Annotated in this window: 28 protein-coding genes and 1 other RNA gene; 19 read left to right on the top strand and 10 right to left on the bottom strand. The window is 64.7% G+C overall.

Features of this window, described 5'->3' with window-relative positions; translation table 11 throughout:
- Window positions 1–152 precede the first annotated feature (152 nt).
- From yihA to dapE, 8 genes are all read left to right on the top strand, one after another.
- Window positions 153–806 (top strand): ribosome biogenesis GTP-binding protein YihA/YsxC, encoded by a 654-nt coding sequence (yihA, locus tag CO675_RS24425; protein WP_097674397.1) that lies wholly within the window; start codon window positions 153–155, stop codon window positions 804–806.
- A complete protein-coding gene (locus tag CO675_RS24420; RefSeq protein ID WP_097674396.1) occupies window positions 803–1,171 on the top strand; it encodes a DUF423 domain-containing protein in 369 nt (122 codons plus the stop codon). Before yihA ends, CO675_RS24420 begins: the two co-directional genes overlap by 4 nt.
- 246 nt (window positions 1,172–1,417) lie before the next feature.
- A complete protein-coding gene (gene argB, locus CO675_RS24415; RefSeq protein ID WP_029083632.1) occupies window positions 1,418–2,311 on the top strand; it encodes an acetylglutamate kinase in 894 nt (297 codons plus the stop codon).
- Window positions 2,312–2,370: 59 nt separating this feature from the next.
- Complete coding sequence (locus CO675_RS24410) at window positions 2,371–3,357, top strand: DUF1036 domain-containing protein (protein WP_097674395.1); 987 nt, start codon at window positions 2,371–2,373, stop codon at window positions 3,355–3,357.
- 171 nt (window positions 3,358–3,528) lie between these two features.
- Window positions 3,529–4,221 (top strand): pyrimidine 5'-nucleotidase, encoded by a 693-nt coding sequence (locus CO675_RS24405; protein ID WP_198964732.1) that lies wholly within the window; start codon window positions 3,529–3,531, stop codon window positions 4,219–4,221.
- Between the two features lie 138 nt (window positions 4,222–4,359).
- Complete coding sequence (gene dapD, locus CO675_RS24400) at window positions 4,360–5,205, top strand: 2,3,4,5-tetrahydropyridine-2,6-dicarboxylate N-succinyltransferase (RefSeq protein WP_097674394.1); 846 nt, start codon at window positions 4,360–4,362, stop codon at window positions 5,203–5,205.
- A 70-nt stretch (window positions 5,206–5,275) separates the two neighbouring features.
- Window positions 5,276–5,863, top strand: a complete 588-nt coding sequence (locus tag CO675_RS24395; RefSeq protein ID WP_097674393.1) for a DUF805 domain-containing protein — start codon at window positions 5,276–5,278, stop codon at window positions 5,861–5,863.
- Window positions 5,864–5,912: 49 nt separating this feature from the next.
- Window positions 5,913–7,067, top strand: a complete 1,155-nt coding sequence (gene dapE / locus CO675_RS24390; protein WP_097674392.1) for a succinyl-diaminopimelate desuccinylase — start codon at window positions 5,913–5,915, stop codon at window positions 7,065–7,067.
- 196 nt (window positions 7,068–7,263) lie between these two features.
- On the opposite strand, the gene truA is transcribed toward dapE, so the two are convergent.
- Genes truA through def form a run of 3 tightly spaced genes read right to left on the bottom strand, consistent with a single transcriptional unit; the run spans window position 7,264 to window position 9,494 of the window.
- Entirely contained in the window at window positions 7,264–8,001 is a 738-nt protein-coding gene (gene truA, locus CO675_RS24385) for a tRNA pseudouridine(38-40) synthase TruA (protein WP_097674391.1), read from the bottom strand.
- A complete protein-coding gene (gene fmt / locus CO675_RS24380; protein ID WP_097674390.1) occupies window positions 8,001–8,936 on the bottom strand; it encodes a methionyl-tRNA formyltransferase in 936 nt (311 codons plus the stop codon). Before fmt ends, truA begins: the two co-directional genes overlap by 1 nt.
- A 30-nt stretch (window positions 8,937–8,966) precedes the next feature.
- The gene (def, locus tag CO675_RS24375) at window positions 8,967–9,494 is read right to left on the bottom strand and encodes a peptide deformylase (protein ID WP_097674389.1); all 528 of its coding nucleotides are present in this window, start codon (window positions 9,492–9,494) and stop codon (window positions 8,967–8,969) included.
- Window positions 9,495–9,664: 170 nt separating this feature from the next.
- Between def and CO675_RS24370 the strand changes: the two genes are divergently transcribed.
- Both CO675_RS24370 and CO675_RS24365 read left to right on the top strand, forming a co-directional pair.
- Window positions 9,665–10,873: a DNA recombination protein RmuC gene (locus tag CO675_RS24370; protein ID WP_097674388.1), complete on the top strand. Its 1,209-nt coding sequence runs from the start codon at window positions 9,665–9,667 to the stop codon at window positions 10,871–10,873.
- A 106-nt stretch (window positions 10,874–10,979) separates the two neighbouring features.
- A complete protein-coding gene (locus CO675_RS24365) occupies window positions 10,980–12,356 on the top strand; it encodes an AmpG family muropeptide MFS transporter (protein ID WP_097674387.1) in 1,377 nt (458 codons plus the stop codon).
- 270 nt (window positions 12,357–12,626) lie between these two features.
- Here the strand turns inward: CO675_RS24365 and CO675_RS24360 are convergent, their stop codons facing one another.
- From CO675_RS24360 to ffs, 5 genes are all read right to left on the bottom strand, one after another.
- On the bottom strand, window positions 12,627–13,055 hold the full coding sequence (locus CO675_RS24360; RefSeq protein WP_198964724.1) for a hypothetical protein: 429 nt from the start codon (window positions 13,053–13,055) through the stop codon (window positions 12,627–12,629).
- A 147-nt stretch (window positions 13,056–13,202) separates the two neighbouring features.
- A complete protein-coding gene (recR, locus tag CO675_RS24355; protein WP_028335942.1) occupies window positions 13,203–13,808 on the bottom strand; it encodes a recombination mediator RecR in 606 nt (201 codons plus the stop codon).
- 124 nt (window positions 13,809–13,932) lie between these two features.
- Entirely contained in the window at window positions 13,933–14,253 is a 321-nt protein-coding gene (locus tag CO675_RS24350) for a YbaB/EbfC family nucleoid-associated protein (RefSeq protein ID WP_097674385.1), read from the bottom strand.
- A 21-nt stretch (window positions 14,254–14,274) separates the two neighbouring features.
- Window positions 14,275–16,131: a DNA polymerase III subunit gamma/tau gene (locus CO675_RS24345; RefSeq protein ID WP_097674384.1), complete on the bottom strand. Its 1,857-nt coding sequence runs from the start codon at window positions 16,129–16,131 to the stop codon at window positions 14,275–14,277.
- A gap of 112 nt (window positions 16,132–16,243) precedes the next feature.
- Window positions 16,244–16,340, bottom strand: an RNA gene (gene ffs, locus CO675_RS24340) — signal recognition particle sRNA small type.
- Window positions 16,341–16,451: 111 nt separating this feature from the next.
- On the opposite strand from ffs, the gene CO675_RS24335 reads away from it, so the two are divergent.
- From CO675_RS24335 to CO675_RS24310, 6 genes are all read left to right on the top strand, one after another.
- On the top strand, window positions 16,452–16,871 hold the full coding sequence (locus CO675_RS24335; RefSeq protein WP_097674383.1) for an HIT domain-containing protein: 420 nt from the start codon (window positions 16,452–16,454) through the stop codon (window positions 16,869–16,871).
- 7 nt (window positions 16,872–16,878) lie between these two features.
- Window positions 16,879–17,829, top strand: a complete 951-nt coding sequence (nudC, locus tag CO675_RS24330; protein WP_097674382.1) for an NAD(+) diphosphatase — start codon at window positions 16,879–16,881, stop codon at window positions 17,827–17,829.
- A 79-nt stretch (window positions 17,830–17,908) separates the two neighbouring features.
- Window positions 17,909–18,856, top strand: a complete 948-nt coding sequence (locus CO675_RS24325) for a sugar kinase (RefSeq protein ID WP_097674381.1) — start codon at window positions 17,909–17,911, stop codon at window positions 18,854–18,856.
- 76 nt (window positions 18,857–18,932) lie between these two features.
- Complete coding sequence (locus CO675_RS24320) at window positions 18,933–19,433, top strand: Lrp/AsnC family transcriptional regulator (protein WP_024578797.1); 501 nt, start codon at window positions 18,933–18,935, stop codon at window positions 19,431–19,433.
- A 160-nt stretch (window positions 19,434–19,593) separates the two neighbouring features.
- Window positions 19,594–19,905, top strand: coding sequence for a hypothetical protein (locus tag CO675_RS24315; protein WP_245452891.1), 312 nt, complete (start codon window positions 19,594–19,596; stop codon window positions 19,903–19,905).
- On the top strand, window positions 19,886–21,352 hold the full coding sequence (locus CO675_RS24310) for a methyl-accepting chemotaxis protein (protein ID WP_097674379.1): 1,467 nt from the start codon (window positions 19,886–19,888) through the stop codon (window positions 21,350–21,352). Before CO675_RS24315 ends, CO675_RS24310 begins: the two co-directional genes overlap by 20 nt.
- A gap of 8 nt (window positions 21,353–21,360) precedes the next feature.
- Here CO675_RS24310 and CO675_RS24305 read toward each other — a convergent pair whose 3' ends face one another.
- The gene (locus CO675_RS24305) at window positions 21,361–22,860 is read right to left on the bottom strand and encodes a phosphomannomutase/phosphoglucomutase (protein WP_097674378.1); all 1,500 of its coding nucleotides are present in this window, start codon (window positions 22,858–22,860) and stop codon (window positions 21,361–21,363) included.
- Between the two features lie 495 nt (window positions 22,861–23,355).
- Here CO675_RS24305 and CO675_RS24300 point away from each other — a divergent pair, with 495 nt between their 5' ends.
- The 3 genes from CO675_RS24300 (at window position 23,356) to CO675_RS24290 (ending at window position 25,177) form a co-directional block, all read left to right on the top strand.
- Window positions 23,356–24,084: a hypothetical protein gene (locus CO675_RS24300; protein ID WP_143279092.1), complete on the top strand. Its 729-nt coding sequence runs from the start codon at window positions 23,356–23,358 to the stop codon at window positions 24,082–24,084.
- A gap of 9 nt (window positions 24,085–24,093) precedes the next feature.
- Complete coding sequence (locus CO675_RS24295; RefSeq protein ID WP_143279091.1) at window positions 24,094–24,579, top strand: hypothetical protein; 486 nt, start codon at window positions 24,094–24,096, stop codon at window positions 24,577–24,579.
- 205 nt (window positions 24,580–24,784) lie between these two features.
- A complete protein-coding gene (locus tag CO675_RS24290) occupies window positions 24,785–25,177 on the top strand; it encodes a hypothetical protein (RefSeq protein WP_097674375.1) in 393 nt (130 codons plus the stop codon).
- Window positions 25,178–25,438: 261 nt separating this feature from the next.
- Here the strand turns inward: CO675_RS24290 and CO675_RS24285 are convergent, their stop codons facing one another.
- On the bottom strand, window positions 25,439–25,954 hold the full coding sequence (locus CO675_RS24285) for a TIGR02281 family clan AA aspartic protease (protein ID WP_097674374.1): 516 nt from the start codon (window positions 25,952–25,954) through the stop codon (window positions 25,439–25,441).
- Window positions 25,955–25,996: the final 42 nt, after the last annotated feature.

Raw genomic sequence — 25,996 nt, 5'->3', positions numbered from 1 at the left:
TGCGTCATGCCCGGCCTCGTGCCGGGCATTGACGTATTGGAGGGCGGCAAGGCGTTGACATGGATGGCCGGTTGACGCGGATGGCCGGGTCGTCTTACGCCAAGGCTGCGCTTCGGGCCTTTGCCCGGCCACGACGAAATGGGATCCTTCGCATGACCACCGAACCTGATGCGGAGCTGATCGAGCAGGGACGCAAGCTGTTCGCCGGCGACTGGCGCTTCATCTGGGCCTCGCCCACGATCGAGACGCTGCCGCCGATGGCCGGCCTCGAGGTCGCCTTTGCCGGCCGCTCCAATGTCGGCAAGTCGAGCCTGATCAACGCACTGACCGGCCGCAATGCGCTGGCGCGCACCTCGCATACGCCGGGCCGCACCCAGGAACTGATCTTCTTCGAGGGTCCGGAAAACGCGGACATTCGTCTCGTCGACATGCCCGGCTACGGCTACGCCTCAGCGCCGAAGACGAAGGTGGCGTCATGGACCGCGCTGATCCACAAATTCCTGCTCGGGCGCGCGACGCTGGCGCGGGTCTATGTGTTGATCGACGCCCGCCACGGCATCAAGGACGTCGATCTCGACGTGCTGAAGACGCTGGACAAGTCCGCGGTCAGCTACCAGGTCGTGCTGACCAAGGCCGACCAGGTCAAGGCCGGCGAACTCAAGACCGTCACCGCCGACACGATCGCGACGCTCGCAAAACATCCCGCCGCGTTCCCCGAAGTGCTGGTGACCTCGTCACGCACCGGCGACGGCATGCCGGAGCTGCGTGCCGCCATGGTACGCCTGATCGAGGAACGGCGCCGATGAACGGCGCATCCCGCCTCCTGATCGGCCTTGCCGCCATCATGGGCGCCTGCGGCGTGATATTGGCGGCGGCCGCAGCCCATTTGCCGGATGCCACGCGGCTGGCGGCAGCGTCCTCGATGCTGCTGTTCCATGCCACCGCCGCCATCGCGACCGTTGCGGTCGCCGAGCGCGCGATCATCCATGCAAAGCTCGGCATCGTGGCGGCGGCAGGCTTCGTCATCGCCGCGTCATTGTTCGCCGGCGATCTCACGCTGCGCCAATATGGCGGCCATGGCCTGTTTCCGATGGCGGCTCCATCAGGCGGAACGCTGCTGATCCTGAGCTGGCTGGTGCTGGCGGTTTCGGCCATGTGGCCGAGGCGTTGATAGGCACGCCTTCCCCTCTCCCCTTGTGGGAGAGGGCGCCTTCGCGAAGCGAAGGCGGGTGAGGGGTCTCCATCCGCGGAGACAAACCCCTCATCCGGCGCGGATTACATCCGCGCCACCTTCTCCCACAAGGGGAGAAGGAAAGAAGGGCCACCGTGTGACAGCCCTGCATCAACCCCACTTTGCGCCCTGCCCGGCAATCAGATAGAAACGCGCCCGTCCCTCCGCTGACGTGAGACCAGCCCCATGACCGACCAGCACATCAGCCCGCTCGATCAGGCCCGCATCCTGTCCGAGGCGCTGCCGCACATGCAGGAATATGACGAGGAAACCATCGTCATTAAATATGGCGGCCATGCCATGGGTGCCGAGGACACCGCCAAGGCGTTCGCGCGCGACATCGTGCTGCTCGAGCAGACCGCGATCAATCCCGTGGTGGTGCATGGCGGCGGGCCGCAGATCGCAACCATGCTGAAGCGCCTCGGCATCCAGTCGGAATTCGCCGCGGGCCTGCGCATCACCGATGCCGCGACCATCGAGATCGTCGAGATGGTGCTGGCGGGCTCGGTCAACAAGCAGATCGTCGGCTACATCAACGAGGCTGGCGGCAAGGCCGTCGGCCTCTCCGGCAAGGACGGCAACATGGTGAAGGCGTCGAAGACGACGCGCACCATGGTCGACCCCGATTCCAACATCGAGAAGGCGGTCGATCTCGGCTTCGTCGGCGACCCCGAGAAGGTCGACCTCACGCTGCTCAATCAGCTGATCGGCTATGAGCTGATCCCGGTGCTGGCGCCGCTGGCGACCTCGCAGGACGGCCAGACGCTCAACATCAACGCCGACACCTTTGCCGGCGCGATCGCGGGCGCGCTGAAAGCCAAGCGCCTGCTGCTGCTGACCGACGTGCCCGGCGTGCTCGACAAGTCCAAGAAGCTGATTCCGGACCTGTCGATCAAGGAAGCCCGCAAGCTGATCGCCGACGGCACGATCTCCGGCGGCATGATCCCGAAGGTCGAGACCTGCATCTACGCGCTCGAACAGGGCGTGCAGGGCGTCGTGATCATCGACGGCAAGACCCAGCACGCGGTGCTGCTCGAGCTCTTCACCAACCAGGGCACCGGCACGCTGATCCATAAGTAATGGCAGACGCGGGACACACGGCGAGCATCCCTCGCCGGTCGCCGGCGGCACGGCTCGCGATGTCGCTGCCGGCCGCGCTGATGTCGTTCCTGTTCTCGTCGGCGCCGGCGCATGCCGATCTCAAGCTGTGCAACCGCATGAGCTATGTGATCGAGGCCGCGATCGGCATCGACGACAAAGCCGCAACCGCGACACGCGGCTGGTTCCGCATCGATCCCGCGACCTGCCGCGTCGTGGTGCAGGGCGCGCTCACCGCCGACCGCGTGCTGCTCAATGCCCGCGCGCTCGGCGTCTACGGCGCCTCGCCGATCCCGCAGAACGGCACCGACACGCTGTGCGTCGCGCAGGACAATTTCGTGATCGCCGCCGCGCGCCAATGCCGCTCCGGCCAGACACCGGCGCAGTTCACCCAGATCACGCCGACGCAGACCGATGACGGCAACCTCGTCGCCTACCTCGCCGAAGACAGCGAGTATGACGACGAGCAGGCGCGGCTAGCCGGCATCCAGCGCCTGCTGGTGATCGCAGGCTATGATGCGGCGCCGATCGATGGGGTCGACGGGCCGAAGACCCAGGGCGCGCTGTCGGCCTTCCTCAAGAGCCGCGGGCTCGGCAGCGACATCGTGCAGTCGCCGAACTTCTTCGCCACCATGGTCGACGCCGTGCAGAAGCCGTCGCCGTCGGGACTGACCTGGTGCAACGACACGCCGCACAAGGTGATGGCCGCGGTTGCCACCGACGACGGCAAGATGGTAACCAGCCGCGGCTGGTATCGCATCGACCCCGGCAAGTGCCTGCATCCCGACGTATCGGGCACGCCGAAGCAGATCTATTCCTTCGCCGAAGCGGTCGACGGCGACAACCGCGCCATCCGCATCAAGGACAAGCCGCTGAACTGGGGCGGCGCGGTGCTGCTCTGCACCCGCGAGAGCAAGTTCGAGATCAACGAGCAGGGCGACTGCGCGAGCCGCGGCACCGCCGCGGTCGGCTTCACCACCGTCGACATGACCAGCGGCGGCAAGACGCTGCGCTTTGCGATGCCGTGATGAAGACAAAGGCGCCGCGTACACGACTGTCGTCCCGGCGAAGGCCGGGACCCATAACCACCATACTGAGTTTTGTTGACCGTCGATGACCACAAAATCAAAGCCGACTTACACCGGGTTCACCAATAGCCACCGCGGCGTATGGGTCCCGGCCTTCGCCGGGACGACAGCATCATGAAAACTCCCCGCAGCTTCGGCCATGTCGAGACCTGGGTGTTCGACCTCGACAACACGCTGTATCCGCATCACGTCAATCTGTGGCAACAGGTCGATGCACGGATCGGCGAGTTCGTCGGCAACTGGCTGAAGATCTTGCCCGAGGAGGCAAGGCGGTTGCAGAAGGACTATTACCTGCGCTACGGCACCACGATGCGCGGGATGATGACCGAGCACGGCGTGCAGGCCGACGACTATCTCGCCTATGTGCACAAGATCGACCATTCGCCGCTGCAGCCGAATCCGGCGATGGGCGCTGCGATCGCAAAACTGCCGGGGCGCAAGCTGATCCTGACCAACGGCTCGGTCGACCATGTCGATGCGGTGCTGGGCCGGCTCGGCATCTCCAATCATTTCGACGGCGTGTTCGACATCATCGCCGCCGATCTCGAGCCGAAACCGGCGCCGCAGACCTACCAGAAGTTCCTGAGGCTTCACGACGTCGATCCGTCGAAGGCCGCGATGTTCGAGGACCTCGCGCGCAATCTGGTGGTGCCGCATGAGCTCGGCATGACCACCGTGCTGGTCGTGCCCGACGGCAGCCAGGAGGTGGTGCGCGAGACCTGGGAGCTCGAAGGCCGCGACGCCGCTTATGTCGACCACGTCACGGACGATCTCACCGGGTTCTTGCAACGGCTGAGGCCCTGATCTCTCCGCAGCGTCGTCCCGTCGAAGGAAGCAGACCGCCCGGCGAGCGAGGAGTTTGCCTTGACTCCGTGGCCCCAAATTCCGAAAAAGCCCTGCAAAATTTCCGTCATATCCCCGATACGCCCAAGGATTGTCCCGATGTCGCTGTCCGCCCTCGAAACCACCGTCAACACCGCGTTCGACGCCCGCGACGGCATCTCGACCTCGACCAAGGGTGAGGTCCGCGAGGCCGTCGATCATGCGCTCGAGCTGCTCGACAAGGGCGAGGCCCGCGTCGCCGAGCGCGAGGCCAATGGGAAGTGGAAGGTCAATCAATGGCTGAAGAAGGCCGTGCTGCTCTCGTTCCGCCTCAACGACATGAGCGCCATTCCCGGCGGTCCGGGCAAGGCCTCGTGGTGGGACAAGGTGCCCTCGAAGTTCGAGGGCTGGGGCGAGAATCGCTTCCGTGACGCCGGCTTCCGCGCCGTGCCGGGCGCGATCGTGCGCCGCTCGGCCTTCATCGCGCGCAACGTCGTGCTGATGCCCTCCTTCGTCAATCTCGGCGCTTACGTCGATGAAGCCACCATGATCGACACCTGGTCGACGGTCGGCTCCTGCGCCCAGATCGGCAAGCGCGTGCACATCTCCGGCGGCGTCGGCATCGGCGGCGTGCTCGAGCCGCTGCAGGCCGAGCCCGTGATCGTCGAGGACGACTGCTTCATCGGCGCGCGCTCAGAGGTCGCCGAAGGCGTCATCGTGCGCAAGGGCGCGGTGCTGTCGATGGGCGTGTTCCTCGGCGCCTCGACCAAGATCGTCGACCGCGAGACCGGTGAAATCTTCGTCGGCGAGGTCCCGGAATACGCCGTCGTCGTTCCCGGCACCCTGCCGGCCAAGCCGCTGAAGAACGGCCAGCCGGGACCTGCCACCGCCTGCGCCGTGATCGTCAAGCGCGTCGACGAGCGCACCCGCGCCAAGACCAGCATCAACGAGCTGCTGCGGGACTGATCGAACCAAATTTCATCTGACGCCGACATAACTCCGGCTGCGAAAAATTGCCGCTGTCCGGAGCTTTTTCATGGACTGGGCCAACTACCTGTTCGGCTTCAAGGGCCGCGTCAACCGGGCCAAGTTCTGGCTCGCGGGGCTGATCATCGTGTGCTGGATGATTTTCCTTGCCGCGCTGGTGATCTCGGCCGGCCTCGGCGGCAAGCACGGGTCGTTCGGCTTCAATGTCGACGACATCTTCCGGGCCTTCGACCCGGACAGCTATAAATCGCTGACCCTTGCCGGTTTGCCCGCGCTGCTGGTCAAGGCCAGTGGAACGGTGCTCTTCGTCTGGGTTTATGTCGCGGTCTCGATCAAGCGCCTGCACGACCGCGACAAGTGCGGCTGGTGGATGGTCCCGTTCTTCGCGATCCCCGGCCTCATGAGCCAATTCTCGGACCGGCTGCCCGATGAATCCTATTGGGTGATGGCCGCGGGCGCGATCGTCTTCGTGCTCTATATCTGGGGCTTCATCGAGCTCGGCTTTCTGCCCGGCACCTCGTACCCCAATCGCTACGGTCCCAATCCGCTTGGGAAAATCCACGCGCGGCAAGGCAGCGGCCGCGACAGCGGGTCGCGCCCCACGCAGGGCTGGGATCAACAGAGCGAGCTCGAATGATGCCGTACAAAGCTGGTCCACCCGCGGTGTGACGTGTTAAGCGAGGCGCATGAGTGATGCTGTCTCGATTACCCGCGATCTCGTTCGCTGCCCCTCCGTCACCCCGGCCGACGCCGGCGCGCTCGGCGTTCTTGAAAATTTGCTGAAAAGCGCGGGCTTCGACGTTCACCGCGTGACGTTCTCCGAGCCCGGCACCGCCGATATCGACAACCTCTATGCCCGCATCGGTTCTTCGGCACCGCACATCACCTTTGCCGGCCACACCGACGTGGTGCCGCCCGGCGATGAAGCCGCGTGGACGCTCGGCGCGTTCTCCGGCGAGATCAAGGACGGCTATCTCTACGGCCGCGGCGCCGTCGACATGAAGGGCGGCATCGCCTGCAGCGTCGCCGCCGTATTGCAATATCTCAGCGACCATGCCGGCAAGGCAAAGGGATCGATCTCGTTCCTGATCACCGGCGACGAGGAAGACGTCTCGATCAACGGCACCGTCAAGCTGTTGAAATGGTGCGCCGAGCGCGGCGAAAAATTCGACCATTGCGTGCTCGGCGAGCCCTCCAATGTCGAGGTGCTCGGCGACATGATCAAGATCGGCCGGCGCGGTTCGCAATCCGGTACGCTGATCGTCGACGGCGTGCAGGGTCACGTCGCCTATCCACACCGCGCCTCGAACCCGGTGCCGGATATCTCGCGGCTGATCGTGGCGCTGAGCGACGAGCCGCTGGATCACGGCAGCGCGCAATTCCAGGCCAGCAACCTCGAATTCACCACGGTCGATGTCGGCAACACCGCAAGCAATGTGATCCCGGGCCAGGCGCGGGCGAAATTCAACATCCGCTACAACGACAACCACACCCAGGAGAGCCTGCGGCAGTTGGTCGACGAGCGGCTGGCGAAGGCCTGCGGCAATCGCATCCACGCCCACATCGACTGGCAACCGTCGAACTCGAACGTGTTCGTCACCCAGCCCGGCCCGTTCACCGATCTCGCCGTCGCCGCGATCGAGGAGGTCACCGGCCGCAAGCCGGAGCTGTCCACCTCGGGCGGCACCTCGGATGCGCGCTTCATCTCGAGCTATTGCCCGGTGATCGAATTCGGCCTGGTTGGCCAGACCATGCACCAGATCGACGAGCGCACGCCGGTGGCCGACCTCGAGAAGCTGACGAAGGTCTATCGGGGCGTGTTGGACCGGTATTTTGCGTAAGGCCAGCCGTCCGGCTGGACCAAAACATCGAAAAACAACCCCATGCACAGTAGGGATTGGGGCCGCTAGTCATCCACCTGCACAAGATATAGCCCGTAGGATGGGTAGAGCGCAGCGAAACCCATCACCTCGAATCTGCGGCGCACATGATGGGTTTCGCTTCGCTCTACCCATCCTACGCAATCACTCCCACCGCCTAATAATCTACCCGCATCAAATAGAGCCCGTCGGGCGGCGCGACGGGCCCGCAGGCGGCGCGGTTGCGGGCGGCGAGTGCGGCAAAGAGATCGTCCGCGCTCCAGCGGCCCTCGCCGACCCAGACCAGCGATCCGACCATCGAGCGCACCTGGCTGTGCAGGAACGAGCGCGCCGAGGTCACGATGTTGATGGCACTTCCCTCGCGCGTGACGTCGAGCTGATCGAGCGTCTTCTCCGGCGACCTGGCCTGGCACTCGGTGTCGCGGAAGGTAGTGAAATCGTGCTTGCCGAGCAGTCGCTGCGCGGCCTCGTGCATCGCGCCGGCATCGAGCGCGCGCGGCACGCGCCAGACGCGGCCGATGTCGAGCGCGAGGTTGGCGCGGGTGTTGGTGATGCGATAGAGATAGTGCCGCTTGATCGCCGAGAACCGCGCCTCGAATTCGTCGGGCACGATATCGGCCGCCAGCACGCCGATCGGATTCGGCCGCAGATGCGCGTTCAGCCCGTCGCGGAAGCGGCCGGGCGGAAAATGCTTGGCGATGTCGCAATGCGCGACCTGGCCGCGCGCATGCACACCGGCGTCGGTACGCCCGGCACCATGGACGCGCACGTCCTCGCCGCAGATCGCCTTGACTGCGGTCTCCAGCGCGCCCTGCACGGTCGGTGCGGTGTCCTGGATCTGCCAGCCGGAGAACGGCGTGCCGTCGTATTCGATGGTGAGCTTGTAGCGGGGCATCAGGTGAGCCGCGCAGGCGGCTTCAGCGGCGTGCCGCGCAAAAAGTCCGCCGCCTTCATCGGCGCCTTGCCGGCGCGCTGCAATTCGAGAATCCGGACCGCGCCGTCGCCGCAGGCGATCGCAAAATTGTCGTCGAGCACGTCGCCCGGTTGGCCTGAGCCCTTCGCCAGCTCGCAGCGCAGGATCTTCAGCCGCACCGGCTCGGCTTCGCCGGCGAGTTCGCACCAGGCGCCGGGGAACGGCGACAGCCCGTGAATGTGGCGCAGCACCGCGTGCGCCGGCTGCGTCCAGTCGATCCGCGCTTCGGCCTTGTCGATCTTGGCGGCGTAGGTGACGCCGTCCTCGCTCTGCTTCGTCAGCTGCAAGCCGCCACGCTGCAGCCCGCCCATTGCGCGCACCATCAGGTCGGCGCCGAGCGGCGCCAGCGCGTCGTGCAGGTCGGATGCGGTCATGCTGTCCGAGATCGGCAGCCGCTCGGCCATCGCGACGTCGCCGGTGTCGAGGCCGACATCCATCTTCATCACCATCACGCCGCTCTCGGCGTCGCCGGCCATGATGGCGCGGTTGATCGGCGCGGCGCCGCGCCAGCGCGGCAACAGCGAAGCGTGCAGGTTGAAGCAGCCGAGCTTCGGCGCGTCGAGAATCGCCTGCGGCAGGATCATGCCATAGGCGACGACGACGGCAGCATCCGCGTCATGCGCGCGAAACGCCTCGAGCGCTTCCGGTGTCTTGAGGGTCTTCGGCGTCAGCACGGGAATGCCAAGGCGGCGCGCCTTCTGCTCAACCGGCGTCGGCTGCAACTGCAGGCCGCGCCGCCCGCCCGGCTTCGGCGCGCGGGTATACACCGCCACGACCTCATGGCCATGGGCCACCAGCTCCAGCAGCGTCGGCACCGCGAAATCGGGCGTGCCCATGAAGATCAGGCGAAGAGGCATGCGATCGATTTCTTCCGAGAGTGAGCGGCGCTATTCCGCGGCGCGCTTGGCGGCCTTCTCGAATTTCTTGAAGACGCGGTCGCGCTTCAGCTTCGACAGATAGTCCACGAACAGCACGCCGTTGAGATGGTCGATCTCGTGCTGGATGCAGGTGGCGTAAAGTCCTTCCGCATCCTCCTCGTGCAGCTTGCCGTCGAGATCGGTGAAACGCAGGCGCACCCGCGCCGGGCGCTCGACCGCCTCGTAATATTCGGGGATCGACAGGCAGCCCTCTTCGTAGACCGACAGCTCTTCGGAATGCGAAATGATTTCGGGATTGATGAACACCCGCGGCTGCGGCGTGGTCTCGCCGTTCTCGTCGCGCTTGGCGAGGTCCATGGTGATCAGCCGCAGCGGCTGCGCGACCTGGATCGCCGCGAGCCCGATGCCGGGCGCGTCATACATGGTCTCGAGCATGTCGTCGGCGAGCTTGCGGATCTCCGGCGTCACCTTCTCGATCGGTTTCGATACCAGACGCAACTGCTTGTCCGGCAGGATGATGATTTCTCGTAATGCCATGGCGGCGATTTAAGCCGCGGGCCTGATGCGGTCAATGCGTTCAGGAACCGGTTAAGGCGGCCTTAACCACGTTTCTTCACGCAAGATTAACCAAGGAATCCAAGGGACTGTTTACCATAAACGTTCCCTTTTCGTTCGATGCCGGTGCCGAATCGGCTACAATTGATGGCATGAACGAAATTCTGCTCACGATTGGCGACCTCCCTGTCCGCGTCTCCGACGCCTTGATCGGCCTTGGCGCGCTGGCGCTGGTCCTGCTGCTTGCCATCGCCGTGGTGATCGCGCGCGCCAGCCGGCGCGGCGCGGAACTCGCGATGGCCCAGGCCATTCGCGCCGACGAGCTGGAGGAACGGCTTGCCGACATGCTGCGGGCCCAGAGCGAGGCCTCAGGACGGGTCGACGCGATGGGGCAGGCACTGGCCGGCCGCCAGGCCGAGATGGCCCGCGCCGTCAACGAGCGGCTCGATTCGGTGACCCACCGGGTCGGCCAATCGATGGAACAGACCACGCGCAACACGATGGATTCGCTTCGGGTGCTGCATGAGCGGCTCGGCATCATCGACCACGCCCACAAGAACCTCAACGAGCTCACCACCCAGGTCACGACGTTGCGCGACGTGCTCGCCAACAAGCAATCGCGCGGCGCCTTCGGCCAGGCGCGGATGGAGGCGATCGTCCAGGACGGCATGCCGAAAGGCTCGTTCGAGTTCCAGTACACGCTGACGTCGGGCAAGCGGCCGGACTGCGTCGTGTTCCTGCCCGACCAGCGCCCGCTCTGCATCGACGCGAAGTTTCCGCTGGAGGCGATGACCGCGCTGCACGATGCGCGCAGCGACGAGGAACGCAAATTCGCCAGCCAGCGGCTGCGCGCCGACGTATTGAAGCATGTCAGCGACATCGCCGAAAAATACCTGATCCCGGGCGAGACCCAGGACACCGCATTGATGTTCGTGCCGTCGGAATCGGTCTATGCCGAAATCCATGACGGCTTCGACGACGTGATCCAGAAGGCCTATCGCGCCCGCGTCGTGCTGGTGTCGCCCTCGCTGCTGATGCTGGCGATCCAGGTGATGCAACAGATCCTGAAGGACGCCCGCATCCGCGACGCCGCCGACCAGATCCGCAACGAAGTGATGCACCTCGGCGACGACCTCGGCCGCCTGCGCGAGCGCGTGCTCAAGCTGCAGAATCATTTCGGTCAGGTGAACGAGGACGTGCGGCAGATCCTGATCTCCGCCGACAAGATCGAGAAGCGCGCCGGCCGCATCGAGGAACTCGACTTCAGCAAGTCCGAGACCCCGATCGAGGTGCCGCGCTTCGTCAAGCCCGCCGCCACCGACCTGTTCCCCGCCCCGCGCAAGCTGCAGGCGGGGGAGTAGGCGTTGTTCTGCCGCAGGTGGCGGATAGGCCTCTGGGATACTGGATCGCCCGGTCGAGCCGCGCGATGACAGTCTTTTTGGGGCCGAATCTGGTAACACCGCTTCTATGACAGCACCTGAAGCGACGTCGGATACGTCTGCAAAGTCGGAGGCCAGGCCCGCCCCCACCTCCTGGCGCGACAGCTTCGCCGTGTACCTGCAGCCGCGGGTGCTGATCGTGCTGCTGCTCGGCTTCTCCTCCGGCCTGCCGCTGGCGCTGTCCGGCTCGACATTGCAGGTGTGGATGAAGGAGGCCGGGGTCGATCTCGGCACCATCGGGCTGCTGGCGCTGATCGGCACGCCCTACACGCTGAAATTCCTCTGGGCGCCGCTGGTCGACGCGCTGCACGTGCCGCTGTTCACGCAGATCTTCGGTCGCCGCCGCGGCTGGCTGCTGCTCTCGCAGCTGCTCTTGATCGCGACGATCGTGGTGCTGGCGCTGGCCGATCCGGCGCGGTCGCCATGGTTCGCGGCGTTCGCCGCGCTGCTGGTCGCAACCGCCTCGTCGACCCAGGACATCGTGGTCGATGCCTTCCGCGTCGAAAGCCTGCCTGAAAGCGAGCAGGCCGCCGGCATGGCGTCCTATGTCGCGGCCTATCGCATCGGCATGCTGGTCTCGACTGCAGGCGCGCTGTTCATCGTCAGCGGCTTCGAGGCCGCCGGAGTGGCGCGTCCGTCGGCATGGATGTGGGGTTATGTGGTGATGGCCGCGCTGGTCGTGATCGGCATCGTCACGGCGCTTGCTGCGACCGAGCCGGCGCAATCGAAGGGCGCGGAGGCCGCCACGCATGCGCAGACCGCGGCCGAACGCGTGCTGCATGCGGCGCTCGGCGCGTTCTCCGAGTTCCTCAGCCGCAAGGACGCATTGGCGGCGCTCGCCTTCGTGGTGCTGTTCAAGTTCACCGATGCGTTCTCGGGCACCATGACCGCGCCGTTCGTGATCGACATCGGCTTTTCCAAGGTCGATTACGCCGCGATCGTGAAGGGCGTCGGCCTTGCCGCCACCCTGATCGGCGGATTTGCCGGCGGCTTCGTGGCGCGGCGCTATTCGCTCGCGACCAGCTTGTGGATCGGCGGCGTGCTGCAGGCGGTCGCCAATCTCTCGTTCTCCTGGCTCGCCCATGTCGGCGTCGATCAATGGGCGCTCGCGCTGGCGATCACCGCGGAGAATTTCACCAGCGCGATCGGCACCGTGATCTTCGTCGCCTACCTGTCGGCGCTGTGCCGCAATCCGCTGCACACCGCGACCCAGTATGCGCTGCTGACGGCGCTCGCGGCGGTCGGCCGCACCTACCTGTCATCGGGCGCGGGCTATGTGGCGAAGGCCGTCGGCTGGCAGATGTTCTTCGTGATCTGCGTGCTGGTCGCGATCCCGAGCCTGATCCTGCTCGCCTGGCTGCAGCGACGCGGGCATTTTGACGAGCTGGGGCCGGTCAGGGTTTAGCTCTCCCTGTCATCACCCGGCTTGCCGCCTCCGCTAAAGCTTCAGCGGAGAAGCCGCGGCACCACTCCGCGCGTCGTCCTGGCGAGAGCCAGGACCTATTACCCAAGTGCGAATTGTTGCACGACGTTGGGGCCACAATCCATCCGACAACCAAGGCCGATGGTTATGGGTCCTGGCCTTCGCCAGGACGACGATGAGGATGGGTCGCAACTCAAGATGTCAAACAGCGCGGTGTCATCACCCACGCAGCCCGGAGCCGCAATTGGGCGGCTACTTCGCCACCACGCTCCACTTGGTGACGATGGCTTCGCTCATCTCGCCGGCGTCCTTGGCGCAGGCGATCTCGTCGACCTTCACCGAGATCGCCTTGCCCGAGAGGCTCTTGAGCTGCGCGGCCTGGGCGTCGTTGGTCGGAATCAGCTGAAAGGTTTCCGGCCCGGTTTCGAGATTGCAGAGACCGTTCGGCGGCGGCAGGCGGCGCGGCTCGCTGGTGATCTGGTAGGTCGCGACGCGCTTGCCGCGGTTCTTGGTGTCGCGCACCTTCATGACGCCGAGTTCCCCCGACAGCACATCGCCGGCCCGGATCATCTTGCCGGGCTTCTGCGGCGCATCGCTCTGCTGTGCGAGCGCGCAGGTCGCGGCGAATGTGGACGCCAGAAACGCAACGCCCAAGCGTACGCCGAATCGGTGTGTCGTCATTTGCAGTGGTTCCGTAGTTGATTCGTCAGAGCGTGGATGACCGTCCCCGAATCGTCATCCACCCTATCATTTTGTTTCAGTGCGATCTTTTCGACTTGTGACGGATCGCCCGGCGAACGCCGTGGCATCCCGTTGCTGGATCGCTTGCTAGAACAGCGTCCGCTGCCGCATCGCAGCCGATAGCGTACCTTCATCGAGGTAATCAAGCTCTCCGCCGACCGGCACGCCATGCGCCAGCCGCGTCACCCGCACATTGGCCTCCGACAACAGGTCGGTGATGTAATGCGCCGTGGTCTGGCCATCGACGGTCGCATTCAGCGCGAGGATGATCTCGCTGACCTCGGGCGCATGCGCGCGCGCCACCAGCTGATCGATGGTGAGATCCTGCGGGCCGACGCCGTCGAGCGGCGACAGCGTGGCGCCGAGCACGTGATAGCGGCCATTGGTCGCATTGGCGCGTTCCAGCGCCCAGAGATCGGCGACATCAGCGACCACGACGATGATCGAAGGATCGCGGCGCGGATCGGTGCACACCGTGCAGGGGTTTTGTGTATCGATGTTTCCGCAGGTCTTGCAGACCTGGATCTTGTCGATCGCGACCTGCAGCGCAGCGGTGAGCGGCGTCATCAGCGCTTCGCGCTTCTTGATCAGATGCAGCGCCGCGCGCCGCGCCGAACGCGGCCCGAGCCCGGGCAGCCGCGCCAGCAGCTGGATCAGGCGTTCGATTTCGGGGCCGGCAACGCTTGCAGCCATTAGAGCATGATCCGGAAAAGTGTGGAGCGGTTTTCCCTCGCGACAAACGCGGAACGCGTTTGCGCGGAGATCATGCTCCAACAAAGAGCCAAGGCACGATGCGTCATCTTGATCTCGTCGCGCTTCAAGTCGGACCAAATCCCGGCGGCAGGCCGAGCCCGCCGGTGATAGCCATCATCTTCTCCTGCATCGCCGTCTCGGCCTTGCGGCGGGCATCGCCATGCGCGGTGACCAAGAGATCCTCGAGCACTTCGCGCTCCTCCGGCTTCATCAGCGAGGGATCGATCTTGACGCCCTTCACTTCCATCTTCGCGGTCATGCGCACCGCGACCAGGCCGCCGCCGGAGATGCCCTCGACCTCGACATTGCCGAGTTGCTCCTGCATCTCCTGCATCTTGGATTGCAGCTGCGCTGCCTGTTTCATCATGCCGAGAAAATCAGCCATGCGTGCATCCTTATGATCAGATCAATCGTCGTCGCTGTCGGAAGTTTCAATCGGATCTTCGCCGGTCGCATCCGCTACCGGAACCTCGGCGGCAAGGCGGCGAACCTCGACCACCTTGGTGCCGGGGAAGCGCGCCAGCACCTCCTGCACGCGCGGATCGGCTTCCGCAGCGCGCTGATGCTCGCTGCGCGCGAGTTCGTTCTGCGAGCGCACCGTGGGCTGGCCGGCCGCGTTGGAGATGATCACGGTCCAGCGCCGCCCGGTCCATAGTTCGAGCTTGCGTGGCAGATCGGTGACCAGCGCGCGCTGCGCCTTCGGCTCGAGCGCGATCTCGAGCTGGCCGTCCTCGATGCGCACCAGCCGCACATCGGCTTCCAGCGCGCTCTTGGTCATGATGTCGCGCTTCTCGCCGGCAAGCGCGATCAGTTGCGGAAAGCTCGTGATGCGCAGCGCCGGCGCGGCATCGGCGACCAGGGCCGCCATCTGCGGGCGCGCGGCGAGATCGGCGCGCGGCGAGGCCTGCGGCGCGCGCACCGGCGCTGAGGTCATCGCAGACATCGTCGAGCCAGGCGCGCCGCGTGGCGCTGACGATGCGGCGGAGCCTGCCGTCGCAGGAGCCGCGCCGCCGCCATTCTGCTCGACCAACATCCGGATCGCCTCGTCCGGCGTCGGCAGGTCGGCGACATAGGCGATCCGCACCAGCACCATCTCGGCGGCAGCGGCCGGCCGCGTCGCGGTCTGCACCTCGGCGATGCCCTTGAGCAGCATCTGCCACATCCGCGACAGCACCCGCGTCGACAGCTTTGCGGCGTATTCACGCGCGCGCACCCGCTCGGTCTCGCCGAACGCGACATTGTCGGCGGTCCCCGGCACGAACTTCACGCGGGTGACGAAATTGACGAACTCGGCGAGGTCGGACAGCACCACCACCGGATCGGCGCCGACATCGTACTGCGCGCGGAATTCGGCGAAGGCTGAGGCGAGATCGCCGCGCGCCAGCGAATCGAACAGATCGATGACGCGGGTGCGGTCGGCGAGGCCGAGCATCTGCCTCACCGCATCGGCCTTCACGAGGCCCGCGGCATGCGCGATCGCCTGGTCGAACAACGACAGCGAATCGCGCACCGATCCCTCGGCCGCGCGCGCGATGATGCCGAGCGCCTCGGGCTCGACCTCGACGGCTTCCTTGGCCGCGATATTGCCGAGATGCTTCATCAGCACGTCGGCCTCGACACGGCGCAGGTCGAAGCGCTGGCAGCGCGACAGCACCGTGATCGGAACCTTGCGGATTTCGGTGGTGGCGAACACGAACTTGGCGTGCTCCGGCGGCTCCTCCAGCGTCTTCAGGAAGGCGTTGAAGGCCGCCGTCGACAGCATGTGGACTTCGTCGATGATGTAGACCTTGTAGCGCGCGCTGGCCGGCGCATAGCGCACGCTGTCGTTGATCTGGCGGACATCGTCGACGCCGGTATGGGAGGCCGCGTCCATTTCCAGCACGTCCATGTGCCGGCTTTCCATGATCGCCTGGCAGTGTACGCCGAGGTCGGGCATGTGGATGGTCGGCCCCTTCACCGAGCCATCGGGCTTTTCGTAGTTCAGTGCGCGGGCGAGGATGCGGGCGGTGGTGGTCTTGCCGACCCCGCGGACGCCGGTGAGGATCCAGGCCTGCGGAATCCGCCCGGTCTCGAACGCATTCGAGACGGTGCGGACCATGGCCTCCTGGCCGATCAGATCCTCGAAGCTGGAGGGGCGGTATTTGCGGGCGAGAACGCGATACGGCTTGGCCGTATCCGGCGCGCCACCCAAATCAAAACCGCCGTCAAGGCTCGCCTTGCCTGCGCCGTCGGACGGTTGGGAGGGGTCGCCAGCGTCATTCATGCATCGATCCGCAACTTGGGAATTGTCTCTTCGGCCGGCGTGCGGATAGGAGCCGAAATCGAGCGCCGGGCGCGGAGACCGCCATTCCAGCACGATTCGCTCGGAAAAACAGGTAGGAGACTGACGAGCGACCCGATCCGGACCTCGTTAGGGCTGCTTCCTTCCGGACCTGACCCGGTTGGCGAGTGGCTCGTCCACCGCCAATCTCCCGGTCCCTATTTGGGGCCAAAACCGCCGGAAAGCAAGCGGCCTGACCCGGCTTTGTAAGGCTGGCTTTGTGGGGCTTGTCTGGGAACACGGAAAGGCATTACTTGCCCCTCATGCCCGCCTCCAATTGGTCGCTGCATTCGCAGCTCAACAAAGACACCATCGACGTCGGCGACCTGCCGCTGTGCAAGGTGCTCGTCATCAAGGATGCGCATTATCCCTGGCTGCTGCTGGTGCCGCGGCGCGACGGCGCGGTCGAGATCATCGACCTCGACGAGGTCGAGCAGGCGCAGCTGATGACCGAGATCACCCGCGTCTCGCGGGCCCTGAAAGAGGTCACCAAGTGCGACAAGCTGAATGTCGCAGCCCTCGGCAACCTCGTCCCGCAGCTTCACGTCCACATCATCGCGCGCCGCACCAGCGACGCTGCATGGCCGCGTCCCGTTTGGGGCGTGATGCCGCCGCTGGCGCATGACGCCGAGGAAGTGCAGAATTTCATCAGCGCGCTTCGCCGCAAGATCTGGTTGGGTTGAAAATTCAATGTCTGCATCCGATTCATTTCCGCTCGGCCAGCCGGCCTTCGTCACCCATGTGCTCGACCGCGCCGCGCATCTGCGCAGCAATGACGAGAAGCTGTTCGCACTGGAGGGCCATCGCGAGGCGCGAGCCTATGTGATCTATCGCGACTCGCTGGTGGTGAAGCAGGAGGATGGCGGGGCCCGCGCGCTGCTCTCGCTGGAGGAGGCCCGCAGCTTCGGCGCCAATCCCGGCACGATTTTCCTCGGCTTGCGCGATACCGCGCCGATCTTCGGCATGGGGATCGCGCCCCAGGCGGCCGAGAAGCTGGTCGGGCGCGGCGACGTCGCGATCACCGAATTGCGCGGCATGGCGATGCAGGGCGTGGTGCCGCCGGAGCAGTTGTCGGCGATCGCGATGGCGAAATCGATGGTGACCTGGCATCAGCGCCACGGCTTCTGTGCCAACTGCGGCACCCGCACGGCGATGAAGGAGGGCGGCTGGAAGCGCGAATGCCCGAGCTGCAAGGCCGAGCACTTTCCGCGCACCGATCCGGTCGTGATCATGCTGGTCACCTCGGGCGACAAGGTGCTGCTCGGCCGGCAGAAGCAGTTCATGCCCGGGATGTATTCCTGCCTCGCCGGCTTCGTCGAAGCCGCCGAGACCATCGAGGACGCGGTCCGGCGCGAGATTTTCGAGGAGTCCGGCATCCGCTGCACCGACGTCAATTATTACATGACGCAGCCCTGGCCCTATCCGTCATCGCTGATGATCGGCTGCACCGCGCGCGCGACCAACGAGGACATCGTGGTCGACCGCACCGAGCTCGAGGACGCGCGCTGGTTCGACCATGCCGAGGCGACGCTGATGCTCAAGCGCCAGCATCCCGACGGCCTGGCCGGCCCGCATCCGTTCGCGATTGCCCATCATTTGCTCGGCCGCTGGGTGCACCACCGAAATCCGTTGGACCAATAGCGGGAACCGGACATCGTTCTGCCGATTACATCTGGCACAGCTTGTGCCAGATGACGGAACCATTGCCACGGACCTTTGCATGAATTTTCAAGACGGTGCCCCGAAAGTCCCGCCCCGTATCCTCTGCATCGGGCTGCCGGTGCGCGACCTGACCTTCCGCGTCAATGTTCCGGCGCGCGGCTCCAAGGAGAACGCGACCCATTTCGACGAGATCTGCGGCGGCAACGCGCTGAACGCCGCCATCGGCATTGCCCGGCTGGGCGGCCGCGCCTCGATCTGCGGGCCGATGGGTGATTCGCGGGAGACCTCAAGCCGCTACATCTTCGACAAGATGGCCGAGGAGGGCATCGAGACCAACCATCTGATCCACATGCCGGACCTGGTCACCCCGATCTCGGCGATCATGATCGACGACACCGGCGAGCGCACCATCGTCACATTCCGCGATCCCGAGCTCTGGAAGGTCAAGCTGCCGCCGACCGAACTGCTGCTGGAGGATTGCGCGGCGATCCTGACCGAGAGCCGCTGCGCGCCGTTCTGCACCGAGCTGTGCGCCGAGGCGGTCAAGCGCGGCATTCCCGTGGTGGTCGACGTCGACCGCGCGATGTCGATGCGGGAAGGGCTGCTGACCGCCTCCTCCCACCTGGTGTTTTCCAGCGAACCGCTGCAGCAGACCGCCGACGTCACCGACGACGGCCAGGCGCTGCAAAAGCTCGCCAAGCTGACCCCCTCCTTCCTGGCCGGCACCCGCGGCCCCCAGGGCACGATCTGGCTCAATGAGAAAGGCGGGCTCGAGGAGACCCCGGCCTTCCCGGTCCATACCGTCGATACGCTCGGCGCCGGCGACGTCTTCCACGGGGCGTTTGCCCTCGCCATCACCGAGAAGCAGGAGTTGCGGCAGGCTCTCCGCTTTGCCTCCGCCGCTGCAGCGCTGAAATGCACCCGGTTCGGGGGCGCTTATGCCGCACCGCAACGTACTGAAGTTGAAGCGTTTTTGGGCGAGCACGCCGACGCGCGGCCGGCCTGACCGGCCACGACCCGCTTGATTTGGAAGATTTTTCTCTATATGAGGGAGTTTGAACCTTCATGTGGAACTTTCTTCTATGACCGATGTCGCCATTCAGCTTCATGACAACAACCGCCGCCTCGACGCCATCGATCGCAAGATCCTGACTGTGTTGCAGGAGGATGCCTCGCTCTCCGTCGCCGAAATCGGCGACCGGGTCGGGCTGTCGTCGACGCCGTGCTGGAAGCGCATCCAGCGGCTCGAGGCCGACGGCGTGATCCTGCGCCGCGTCGCGCTGGTCGATCAGAACAAGATCGGGCTCGGGATCTCGGTGTTCGTCTCGGTCGAGAGCGCCGACCATTCGGAAGCCTGGCTGCGCAAATTCGCCGACGCCGTCAGCGCCATGCCCGAAGTGATGGAGTTCTACCGGATGGCCGGTGACGTCGACTACATGCTGCGCGTCGTGGTCGCCGACATGCAGGCCTACGACGTGTTCTACAAGAAGCTGATCAGTGCCGTGCCGCTGAAGAACGTCACCTCGCGCTTTGCGATGGAGAAGATCAAGTCGGTGACGGCGCTGCCGGTGCCCGCGGCGTAAGCGCCGCCGCACAATCCCATACGATAGTCGATACGCCCCCAGGTAGTCCGCCCGCCCGGCATTTACCGGAAGTTAGCGCGACCAGCGGTATTATGCTGCGATGGAGCCGGGGGAGATCATCCCAGCGAGACGACGGCCCGCATGGCCAGGCGCGGCTGCATTGCTGATTGCGAGCTGGATCGCGGTCGCGATGCTGTCGCTAAAGGTGCGTGCGGGCAGCGACGTGGTGGCCGTGGCCTTTCCGCCGTGGTGGCGCGCCGAGCGCGCGCTGGCGGCGGCCGCATCCGCCAATGCGTCGATCGTTCGGATGACCGCCATTCCGGCCCTGCTGGTGGTGCGGCCTGACCGCGATGGCGGGCTGAGCCGGCTGTATGAGGCGGGCGCCCTGCTGACCATGGATCCGCAGGCGATCGCCGGCTGCTTCAAGGCGGACGACGATCTGGGGGTTGGGAATGACCTTCGAAGGCGATGAAATGGCCGCGCTGCGCGAGACGACCAGCAAGATCCTGCTCGTGGTGCTGTGGCTGCACGTTCCGATCGCCGTCATTGTCGGCATGGCGCTGCACACCGACTGGCTGATCCCGGCCGGCTTCATGGTCGCGATGGCGCTCGCCGCGACGATGTCGTGGCGCATGTCGGGCAACGGCGTTTCAACGCAGCTGACCGTCGCGGTGGCCTTGATGGCCGGCGTATCGATGCTGGTCTACCAGTTCGCGGGCCACCGCTGGCAGGTCGACATGCACATGTACTTCTTCGCGGCGCTGGCCTGCCTGGTCGCCTATTGCGACTACCGGCCGATCGTCGCCGGCACGGTTGCGGTCGCCCTGCATCATTTGACGCTGAACTTCATCCTGCCGGCCGCGATCTATCCCGGCGGCGCCGATTTCGGCCGCGTCGTTCTTCACGCCGTGATCCTGCTGATCGAGGCCGGCGTGCTGATCTGGCTCGCGCACACGCTCGCCGAATTGTTCAAGAGGTCGGCAGAGAAGGCGGCGGAGGCCGAGGCCGCCAGCGCCGCCGAAGCGCGCGCCAATGCCGAGCGCATCGAGGCCGAGCGGGCCAAGCACGACCGCGATGCCGCGCGGCGCGAGCTCGCCTTGGGCTTCGAGCGCAAGATCGGCGAGGTCGTCGAGGCCGTCGCGGTGGCGGCGAACGCGATGCAGGGCCTGTCGGCGACGATGGACGGCAGCAACGCGGAAACCATTCGCCAGGCCACCGCTGCCGCTTCCGCATCGACGCTGGCGTCGAGCAACGTGGAAACCGTGGCGTCGGCGACCGAGGAGCTGACGGCCTCGATCAACAACATCGCCGAGCAGGTGACGCGTTCGGCGCGGATCGCCGCCAAGGCTGCCGACGAGGCGCGCCGCACCAACGCCGTGGTGCAGGGTCTCGCCGCCGGCACGCAGAAGATCGGCGAGGTGGTGACCTTGATCCAGAGCATCGCCAGCCAGACCAACCTGCTCGCCCTGAACGCAACCATCGAAGCGGCGCGCGCCGGCGAGCATGGCCGCGGCTTCGCGGTCGTCGCCAGCGAGGTCAAAGCACTGGCCAACCAGACCGCCAAGGCGACCGAGGAGATCGCGGTTCAGATCCAGGATATCCAGAGCGCGACGGGTGCCGCCGTCAGCGCGATCGGGACCATCGGAACCACCATCGCGGAAATCGACCAGGTCTCCGGCGAGATCGCCGCGGCCGTCGATCAGCAGGGCGCGGCGACCCGCGAGATCTCCAGCAATTTGCAGCAGGCGGCCGATCGCACCCGCGACGTCAACAAGGGCATCCTCAACGTCAACCGCGCGTCCGAACAGGCCGGCGGCGCGACCGCACAATTGCTCGATGCGGCCAACAGCCTGTCGTCGCAGTCGGAATGGCTGAAGACCGAGCTCGACCGCTTCCTGGCCTCGCTGCGGGCGGCGTGAGCGCGCGTTCAGATCTTCTGATTATACTCGCCGACCTCGGGGTGGGTGCGCAGCACTGAATCCATCGCCTCGAACATGTCGCGCATGCGCTGCTCGCTGACCGGGCTTTCCACCACGACCACGAGCTCCGGCTTGTTCGAGGACGCGCGCACCAGGCCCCAGCTGCCGTCCGCGACCGTGACGCGCACGCCGTTGACGGTGACGAGATCGCGGATGGTCTGGCCCGCGACCTGCGCGCCCTGTTGCTGCAGCGTCTCGAAGTGCTTCACGACGGCGTCGGCCACGCCGTACTTCGCCTCGTCGGCGCAATGCGGCGACATGGTCGGCGACGACCAGGTCTTCGGCAGCGCGTCCTTCAGGTCGGCCATCGACTTGCCGGGGGCGCGGTCGAGCATCTCGCAGATCGCGATCGCGGACACCAGGCCGTCGTCATAGCCGCGACCGAACGGCTTGTTGAAGAAGAAGTGGCCGGACTTCTCGAAGCCGGCGAGCGCGCCCAATTCGTTGGTGCGGCGTTTCATGTAGGAATGCCCGGTCTTCCAATAGACGGTCTTTGCACCCTGCTTCTGCAACACCGGATCGGTCACGAACAGCCCGGTCGACTTCACATCGACGACGAACTGCGCATTGGCGTTGATCGCCGACATGTCGCGCGCCAGCATGACGCCGACCTTGTCGGCAAAGATCTCCTCGCCGGTGTTGTCGACCACGCCGCAGCGGTCGCCGTCGCCGTCGAAGCCAAGGCCGACATCGGCCTTATGCGCCAGCACCGCATCGCGGATCGCGTGCAGCATCTCCATGTCTTCCGGATTCGGATTGTATTTCGGGAAGGTGTGATCGAGCTCGGTGTCGAGCGGAATCACCTCGCAGCCGATCGCCTCCAGCACCTGCGGCGCGAACGCGCCCGCGGTGCCGTTGCCGCAAGCCGCCACCACCTTCAGCTTGCGCTTAAGCTTCGGCCGGCTGGTGAGATCGGCGATGTAGCGCGCCGGATAGTTTTCATGGAATTGATAGGAGCAGCCGGCCTTGTTGTCGAAATCGGCGTTGAGCACGATCTGCTTCAGCCGCGTCATCTCGTCGGGACCGAAGGTGAGCGGACGGTTGGCGCCCATCTTGACGCCGGTCCAACCATTATCGTTGTGCGAGGCGGTGACCATGGCAACGCAGGGCACGTCGAGATCGAATTGCGCGAAATAGGCCATCGGCGTCACCGCAAGGCCGATGTCGTGCACCTTGCAGCCCGCCGCCATCAAGCCGGAGATCAGCGCGTATTTGATCGAGGCGGAATAGCCGCGGAAATCGTGACCGGTGACGATCTCCTGTTTGACGCCGAGCTCCGCGATCAGCGCGCCGAGCCCCATGCCCAGCGCCTGTACGCCCATCAAATTGATCTCCTTGTTGAACAGCCAGCGCGCGTCATATTCGCGAAACCCGGTCGGCTTCACCATCGGCTCGGATTCGAAGGCATAGGTGTTCGGAACCAGCGCGGGCTTCGGCTTGGGAAACATCAGGAACGGCCTCGTGGAAATGCGGAGGAACAATGCCGCTGGCTTTAGCGAATGCATCGCTGCAGCGGAAGGCAGGATTGACGGCTTGTGGCCAATAATTACGGCAGATTTGGCGTCGGCGAAATATCGGTTGACACGTCGGGCAACTCACCGACATGATCTGAAAATCAGAAATCATTGGAGCCCGCACCGGAAAATCCGCTGCGGGCTTTTTGAATCGGACAGGCAGCTGTCGGCCAATCCATTGCCGAGCGCGCCGAGATTGGCCGCCGCAGCGAACCGAACTGGCTGACAACCAGGGGCGACCCCACCGACAGGCGGCCGTCCGGCGAAGACGATGGGCAAGCCGGACCGAAAGCGACACTTCCGCGCCGCCGCGCAAGCCATCCTTCAAGCACTTGCCTTCAACTCATAAAGCCAACCCAGCCTTCTCCGCGAGGTGCGGTCACGCACGGGCTCACCCGAAGGTGTCCGCAATATCTGTAGGTGATAATGATGCCCGATTACTCTCTGGTGCCGGTAGACTATCAGCCGGACTTCGATAACTACTCGCTCGTTCCGGTGGACCGCGATCCTTTCGCCGCGGATGGCGTAATTCAGCAGGCGCAGCTTCAACAACCGCCGACACCGACTCAACCAGCGCAGCAGCCACAGCCGCGAATCCAGCCGCAACAGCCTTCGACCGGAGCCGGTCAGCCCGGCGTCAACGGGCCGGCGACTGGCAACAGCTCCAGCGGATCGGGTGGCATCGCCGGCATCAAGCGCTTTGGCGGCGCCGAAGGTGGCGACTATCCGAGCCGCAACGCGGGGATCGGGTTCGAGAGCGCGGAGAGCGCATGGGATGCTGCCCTCAAGGAAATGAGAGACCTTGGCGCCCAACATTACCCGGAAGAGACCAAGAGCAGGGGTTTCATCCCGGAACTGGGCGTGGAAATCTATAAACGCGGCGGACTATATTACTACGATCAGATCGCGCGCGGATTCCAAGACGGAGCGCTAGGCGGTGGTGTGGGGTTTGGCGATGGCGGAGCGGTCGCACGTGGGCACATGCACTGGGATGATCAGCACGAGAGCGATGGAGACATAAACAATGCGAAGGCTTATTCCCAGAAAACTCCAGATTATCGAGCGTGGGTTGGATCTTGGGATGGGAGCTATTTGTATTGGCATGACGGCAAGCCAACGGGGTCGAGAATGCCCGACTGGAATCGATACAAATATTGAGTCATGCCGATGAAAATGTTCGCGCTCGCTGGAGCCTTATGCCTTCTGCTCTCCAGTTCAACGGTGTGCAAAGCAAACTCCGGCCCCTGGTGTAAGCCGGATGTCGTGACTTTGACTTTCAAAAATCAACAAGGCGGGGACCTTGCGAAGATCGAACTTCGCACCCTCAAGGCAGTTTGCGACCGAAACCCGGAAAAAAAAGGGTTTGGGGAAGGCTTGGAACGGTCGATGCGCATTGAACACAATGGGCAATGGACCGATGTGCCGAAAGAGTGCCTATCCGTTTTTGCTTTTGGCGTAGATGAGGTGTCGCTATCGGGTGACGCTTCCGGCCTAGGCATAGCTATTATTGGGAAGCCGACGGAGAGAGGCGAGCGTCTAAAAGTCTCGATATTCAAACACGGTGACGAAGTCCTTTGCCGTCAGGTCGTGCGCTGCCCGAATGTCGACGATCCGCCCGGCTATATTAGAGAGTGCGCAAGGGACTTACAGTGAGTACGCCGGGAGAGCGGCTCGACACTCTGCGCAAGCGCTTCAGGTCCGATGTTGCCAGCGAACGTCCGGCGGAAAGGTATCCGGCCTATGACCTATCTCAAGGTGAAATGAACTCTTCCGCTTTTGGCGCAATAGTGGACGTGGTCCGAATTCTTCCGATCTGGGGATATGGTCCGCATCACAGGCGAAGACATTGAGAGGTCTCATGAAGCTTTTGAAGACCGGGATACTCGCACTTTCGCTAACGGTGACACCGGCCGTTGGGTTCGCTGCGGATTACGAGTTTTCCGCTGAGTTTGCGACTGTGGAGACTGGGGTAAACCATTATGCTGTCGAACGCCTCGACCACAAGAACCAGAAGCTTCATCATTGCACCGCAGTCCTCGACGCCGAGACCAAGCAATTGACCGGTCAATGCACCGAGAGGCCCGGCTTTCCAGAGAAACCGACCGGCAAAGGACCTAACGTACAGGGAGGGATTTCAAACATTTTTGGCGGATTGCCAGTGTTAGGCTCTTGGAAGATCGATCAGACTACCGGGAAAACTGAGTTCTGTATTTCAGACTCCGCTCAGTGCGTGGAGGTAACTCCGCAATAGAGATCTACGGTGAGGCCGCCGGGAGACCGGCTCGACACTCTGCGCAAGCGCCTCAGGTCTGATGTTGCCCGCGAACGTCTGGCGCAAATGCCGCGCCGTCGCGAAGATCGACTCGATTACCCTCTCATTCCCAAAATGTGAACGAGCACCGCCCTGAATTTCAGTTTCGGCGGAATTTTCTGCCGCTCTGAGGAGACCATCCGCATCACGGCGAAAGACATCCAGCGGAAGACTTGGTGAGGGCTTTGATGCCAATCGGCCTTACTGCTCAAGCAGCAGCTTGCCGTTGGCATATTCGAAGCGCTTCAGCTTCGACAGGAACGACAGGCCGAGCAGGTTTTCCGACAACGCCTCGTCCGGCAGCACCAGCGCATCGACGTCGCGCACGGTGAGGCCGCCGATCTCGATCATGGCGAGGTGGGCGCGCGCCGCCTTGATGGTGCCGTTGGCGGTGGTGACGCGCGAGGTGTAGTCGCCCGGCACCGGACGCAGGCCGAAGCGCGCGGCCGAGGTCTCGTTCAAGGCCACCACCGAGGCGCCGGTGTCGACCATGAAGTTGATGCGCTGGCCGTCGATCCGGCCGTCGGTCGCGAAGTGACCGCGCGGATCGGGCGCGATGCTGAGCGTGCGGGCGGCACTGGCCTGCGCCACCGTGACGGCGGGAGCGATGGTCTGCTTGGCGGTGGTCGCGGCGGCGGGAGCCATCTTGCTGGCCATCTGGGCCATGAAGGTGCCCAGCCCGATCAGGATGGCCGCGAAAATCATCAGGTTACGCATGACACCATACTCGGAAAACCGAACACGCAATTTCACCACGCC

Source organism: Bradyrhizobium sp. C9, from assembly GCF_002532045.1.
In the GTDB taxonomy this organism is placed as follows: Bacteria; Pseudomonadota; Alphaproteobacteria; order Rhizobiales; family Xanthobacteraceae; genus Bradyrhizobium.
Note: the sequence above shows the minus strand (reverse complement) of the source record. Positions and strands in the feature narration are given on the sequence as shown.

What these genes read in the sequence shown, in the direction of transcription:
- CO675_RS24310 (WP_097674379.1), top strand. Translation starts at nt 19,886, where the DNA reads ATGACCTTCGAAGGCGATGAAATGGCCGCGCTGCGCGAGACGACCAGC.
- CO675_RS24345 (WP_097674384.1), bottom strand. Translation starts at nt 16,131, where the DNA reads ATGAATGACGCTGGCGACCCCTCCCAACCGTCCGACGGCGCAGGCAAG.
- argB (WP_029083632.1), top strand. Translation starts at nt 1,418, where the DNA reads ATGACCGACCAGCACATCAGCCCGCTCGATCAGGCCCGCATCCTGTCC.
- CO675_RS24285 (WP_097674374.1), bottom strand. Translation starts at nt 25,954, where the DNA reads ATGCGTAACCTGATGATTTTCGCGGCCATCCTGATCGGGCTGGGCACC.
- CO675_RS24360 (WP_198964724.1), bottom strand. Translation starts at nt 13,055, where the DNA reads ATGACGACACACCGATTCGGCGTACGCTTGGGCGTTGCGTTTCTGGCG.
- CO675_RS24320 (WP_024578797.1), top strand. Translation starts at nt 18,933, where the DNA reads ATGACCGATGTCGCCATTCAGCTTCATGACAACAACCGCCGCCTCGAC.
- dapD (WP_097674394.1), top strand. Translation starts at nt 4,360, where the DNA reads ATGTCGCTGTCCGCCCTCGAAACCACCGTCAACACCGCGTTCGACGCC.
- CO675_RS24365 (WP_097674387.1), top strand. Translation starts at nt 10,980, where the DNA reads ATGACAGCACCTGAAGCGACGTCGGATACGTCTGCAAAGTCGGAGGCC.
- CO675_RS24370 (WP_097674388.1), top strand. Translation starts at nt 9,665, where the DNA reads ATGAACGAAATTCTGCTCACGATTGGCGACCTCCCTGTCCGCGTCTCC.
- fmt (WP_097674390.1), bottom strand. Translation starts at nt 8,936, where the DNA reads ATGCCTCTTCGCCTGATCTTCATGGGCACGCCCGATTTCGCGGTGCCG.
- CO675_RS24305 (WP_097674378.1), bottom strand. Translation starts at nt 22,860, where the DNA reads ATGTTTCCCAAGCCGAAGCCCGCGCTGGTTCCGAACACCTATGCCTTC.
- yihA (WP_097674397.1), top strand. Translation starts at nt 153, where the DNA reads ATGACCACCGAACCTGATGCGGAGCTGATCGAGCAGGGACGCAAGCTG.
- nudC (WP_097674382.1), top strand. Translation starts at nt 16,879, where the DNA reads ATGTCTGCATCCGATTCATTTCCGCTCGGCCAGCCGGCCTTCGTCACC.
- CO675_RS24295 (WP_143279091.1), top strand. Translation starts at nt 24,094, where the DNA reads ATGAAAATGTTCGCGCTCGCTGGAGCCTTATGCCTTCTGCTCTCCAGT.
- def (WP_097674389.1), bottom strand. Translation starts at nt 9,494, where the DNA reads ATGGCATTACGAGAAATCATCATCCTGCCGGACAAGCAGTTGCGTCTG.
- truA (WP_097674391.1), bottom strand. Translation starts at nt 8,001, where the DNA reads ATGCCCCGCTACAAGCTCACCATCGAATACGACGGCACGCCGTTCTCC.
- CO675_RS24335 (WP_097674383.1), top strand. Translation starts at nt 16,452, where the DNA reads ATGCCCGCCTCCAATTGGTCGCTGCATTCGCAGCTCAACAAAGACACC.
- CO675_RS24420 (WP_097674396.1), top strand. Translation starts at nt 803, where the DNA reads ATGAACGGCGCATCCCGCCTCCTGATCGGCCTTGCCGCCATCATGGGC.
- recR (WP_028335942.1), bottom strand. Translation starts at nt 13,808, where the DNA reads ATGGCTGCAAGCGTTGCCGGCCCCGAAATCGAACGCCTGATCCAGCTG.
- CO675_RS24300 (WP_143279092.1), top strand. Translation starts at nt 23,356, where the DNA reads ATGCCCGATTACTCTCTGGTGCCGGTAGACTATCAGCCGGACTTCGAT.
- CO675_RS24290 (WP_097674375.1), top strand. Translation starts at nt 24,785, where the DNA reads ATGAAGCTTTTGAAGACCGGGATACTCGCACTTTCGCTAACGGTGACA.
- dapE (WP_097674392.1), top strand. Translation starts at nt 5,913, where the DNA reads ATGAGTGATGCTGTCTCGATTACCCGCGATCTCGTTCGCTGCCCCTCC.
- CO675_RS24325 (WP_097674381.1), top strand. Translation starts at nt 17,909, where the DNA reads ATGAATTTTCAAGACGGTGCCCCGAAAGTCCCGCCCCGTATCCTCTGC.
- CO675_RS24395 (WP_097674393.1), top strand. Translation starts at nt 5,276, where the DNA reads ATGGACTGGGCCAACTACCTGTTCGGCTTCAAGGGCCGCGTCAACCGG.
- CO675_RS24350 (WP_097674385.1), bottom strand. Translation starts at nt 14,253, where the DNA reads ATGGCTGATTTTCTCGGCATGATGAAACAGGCAGCGCAGCTGCAATCC.
- CO675_RS24410 (WP_097674395.1), top strand. Translation starts at nt 2,371, where the DNA reads ATGTCGCTGCCGGCCGCGCTGATGTCGTTCCTGTTCTCGTCGGCGCCG.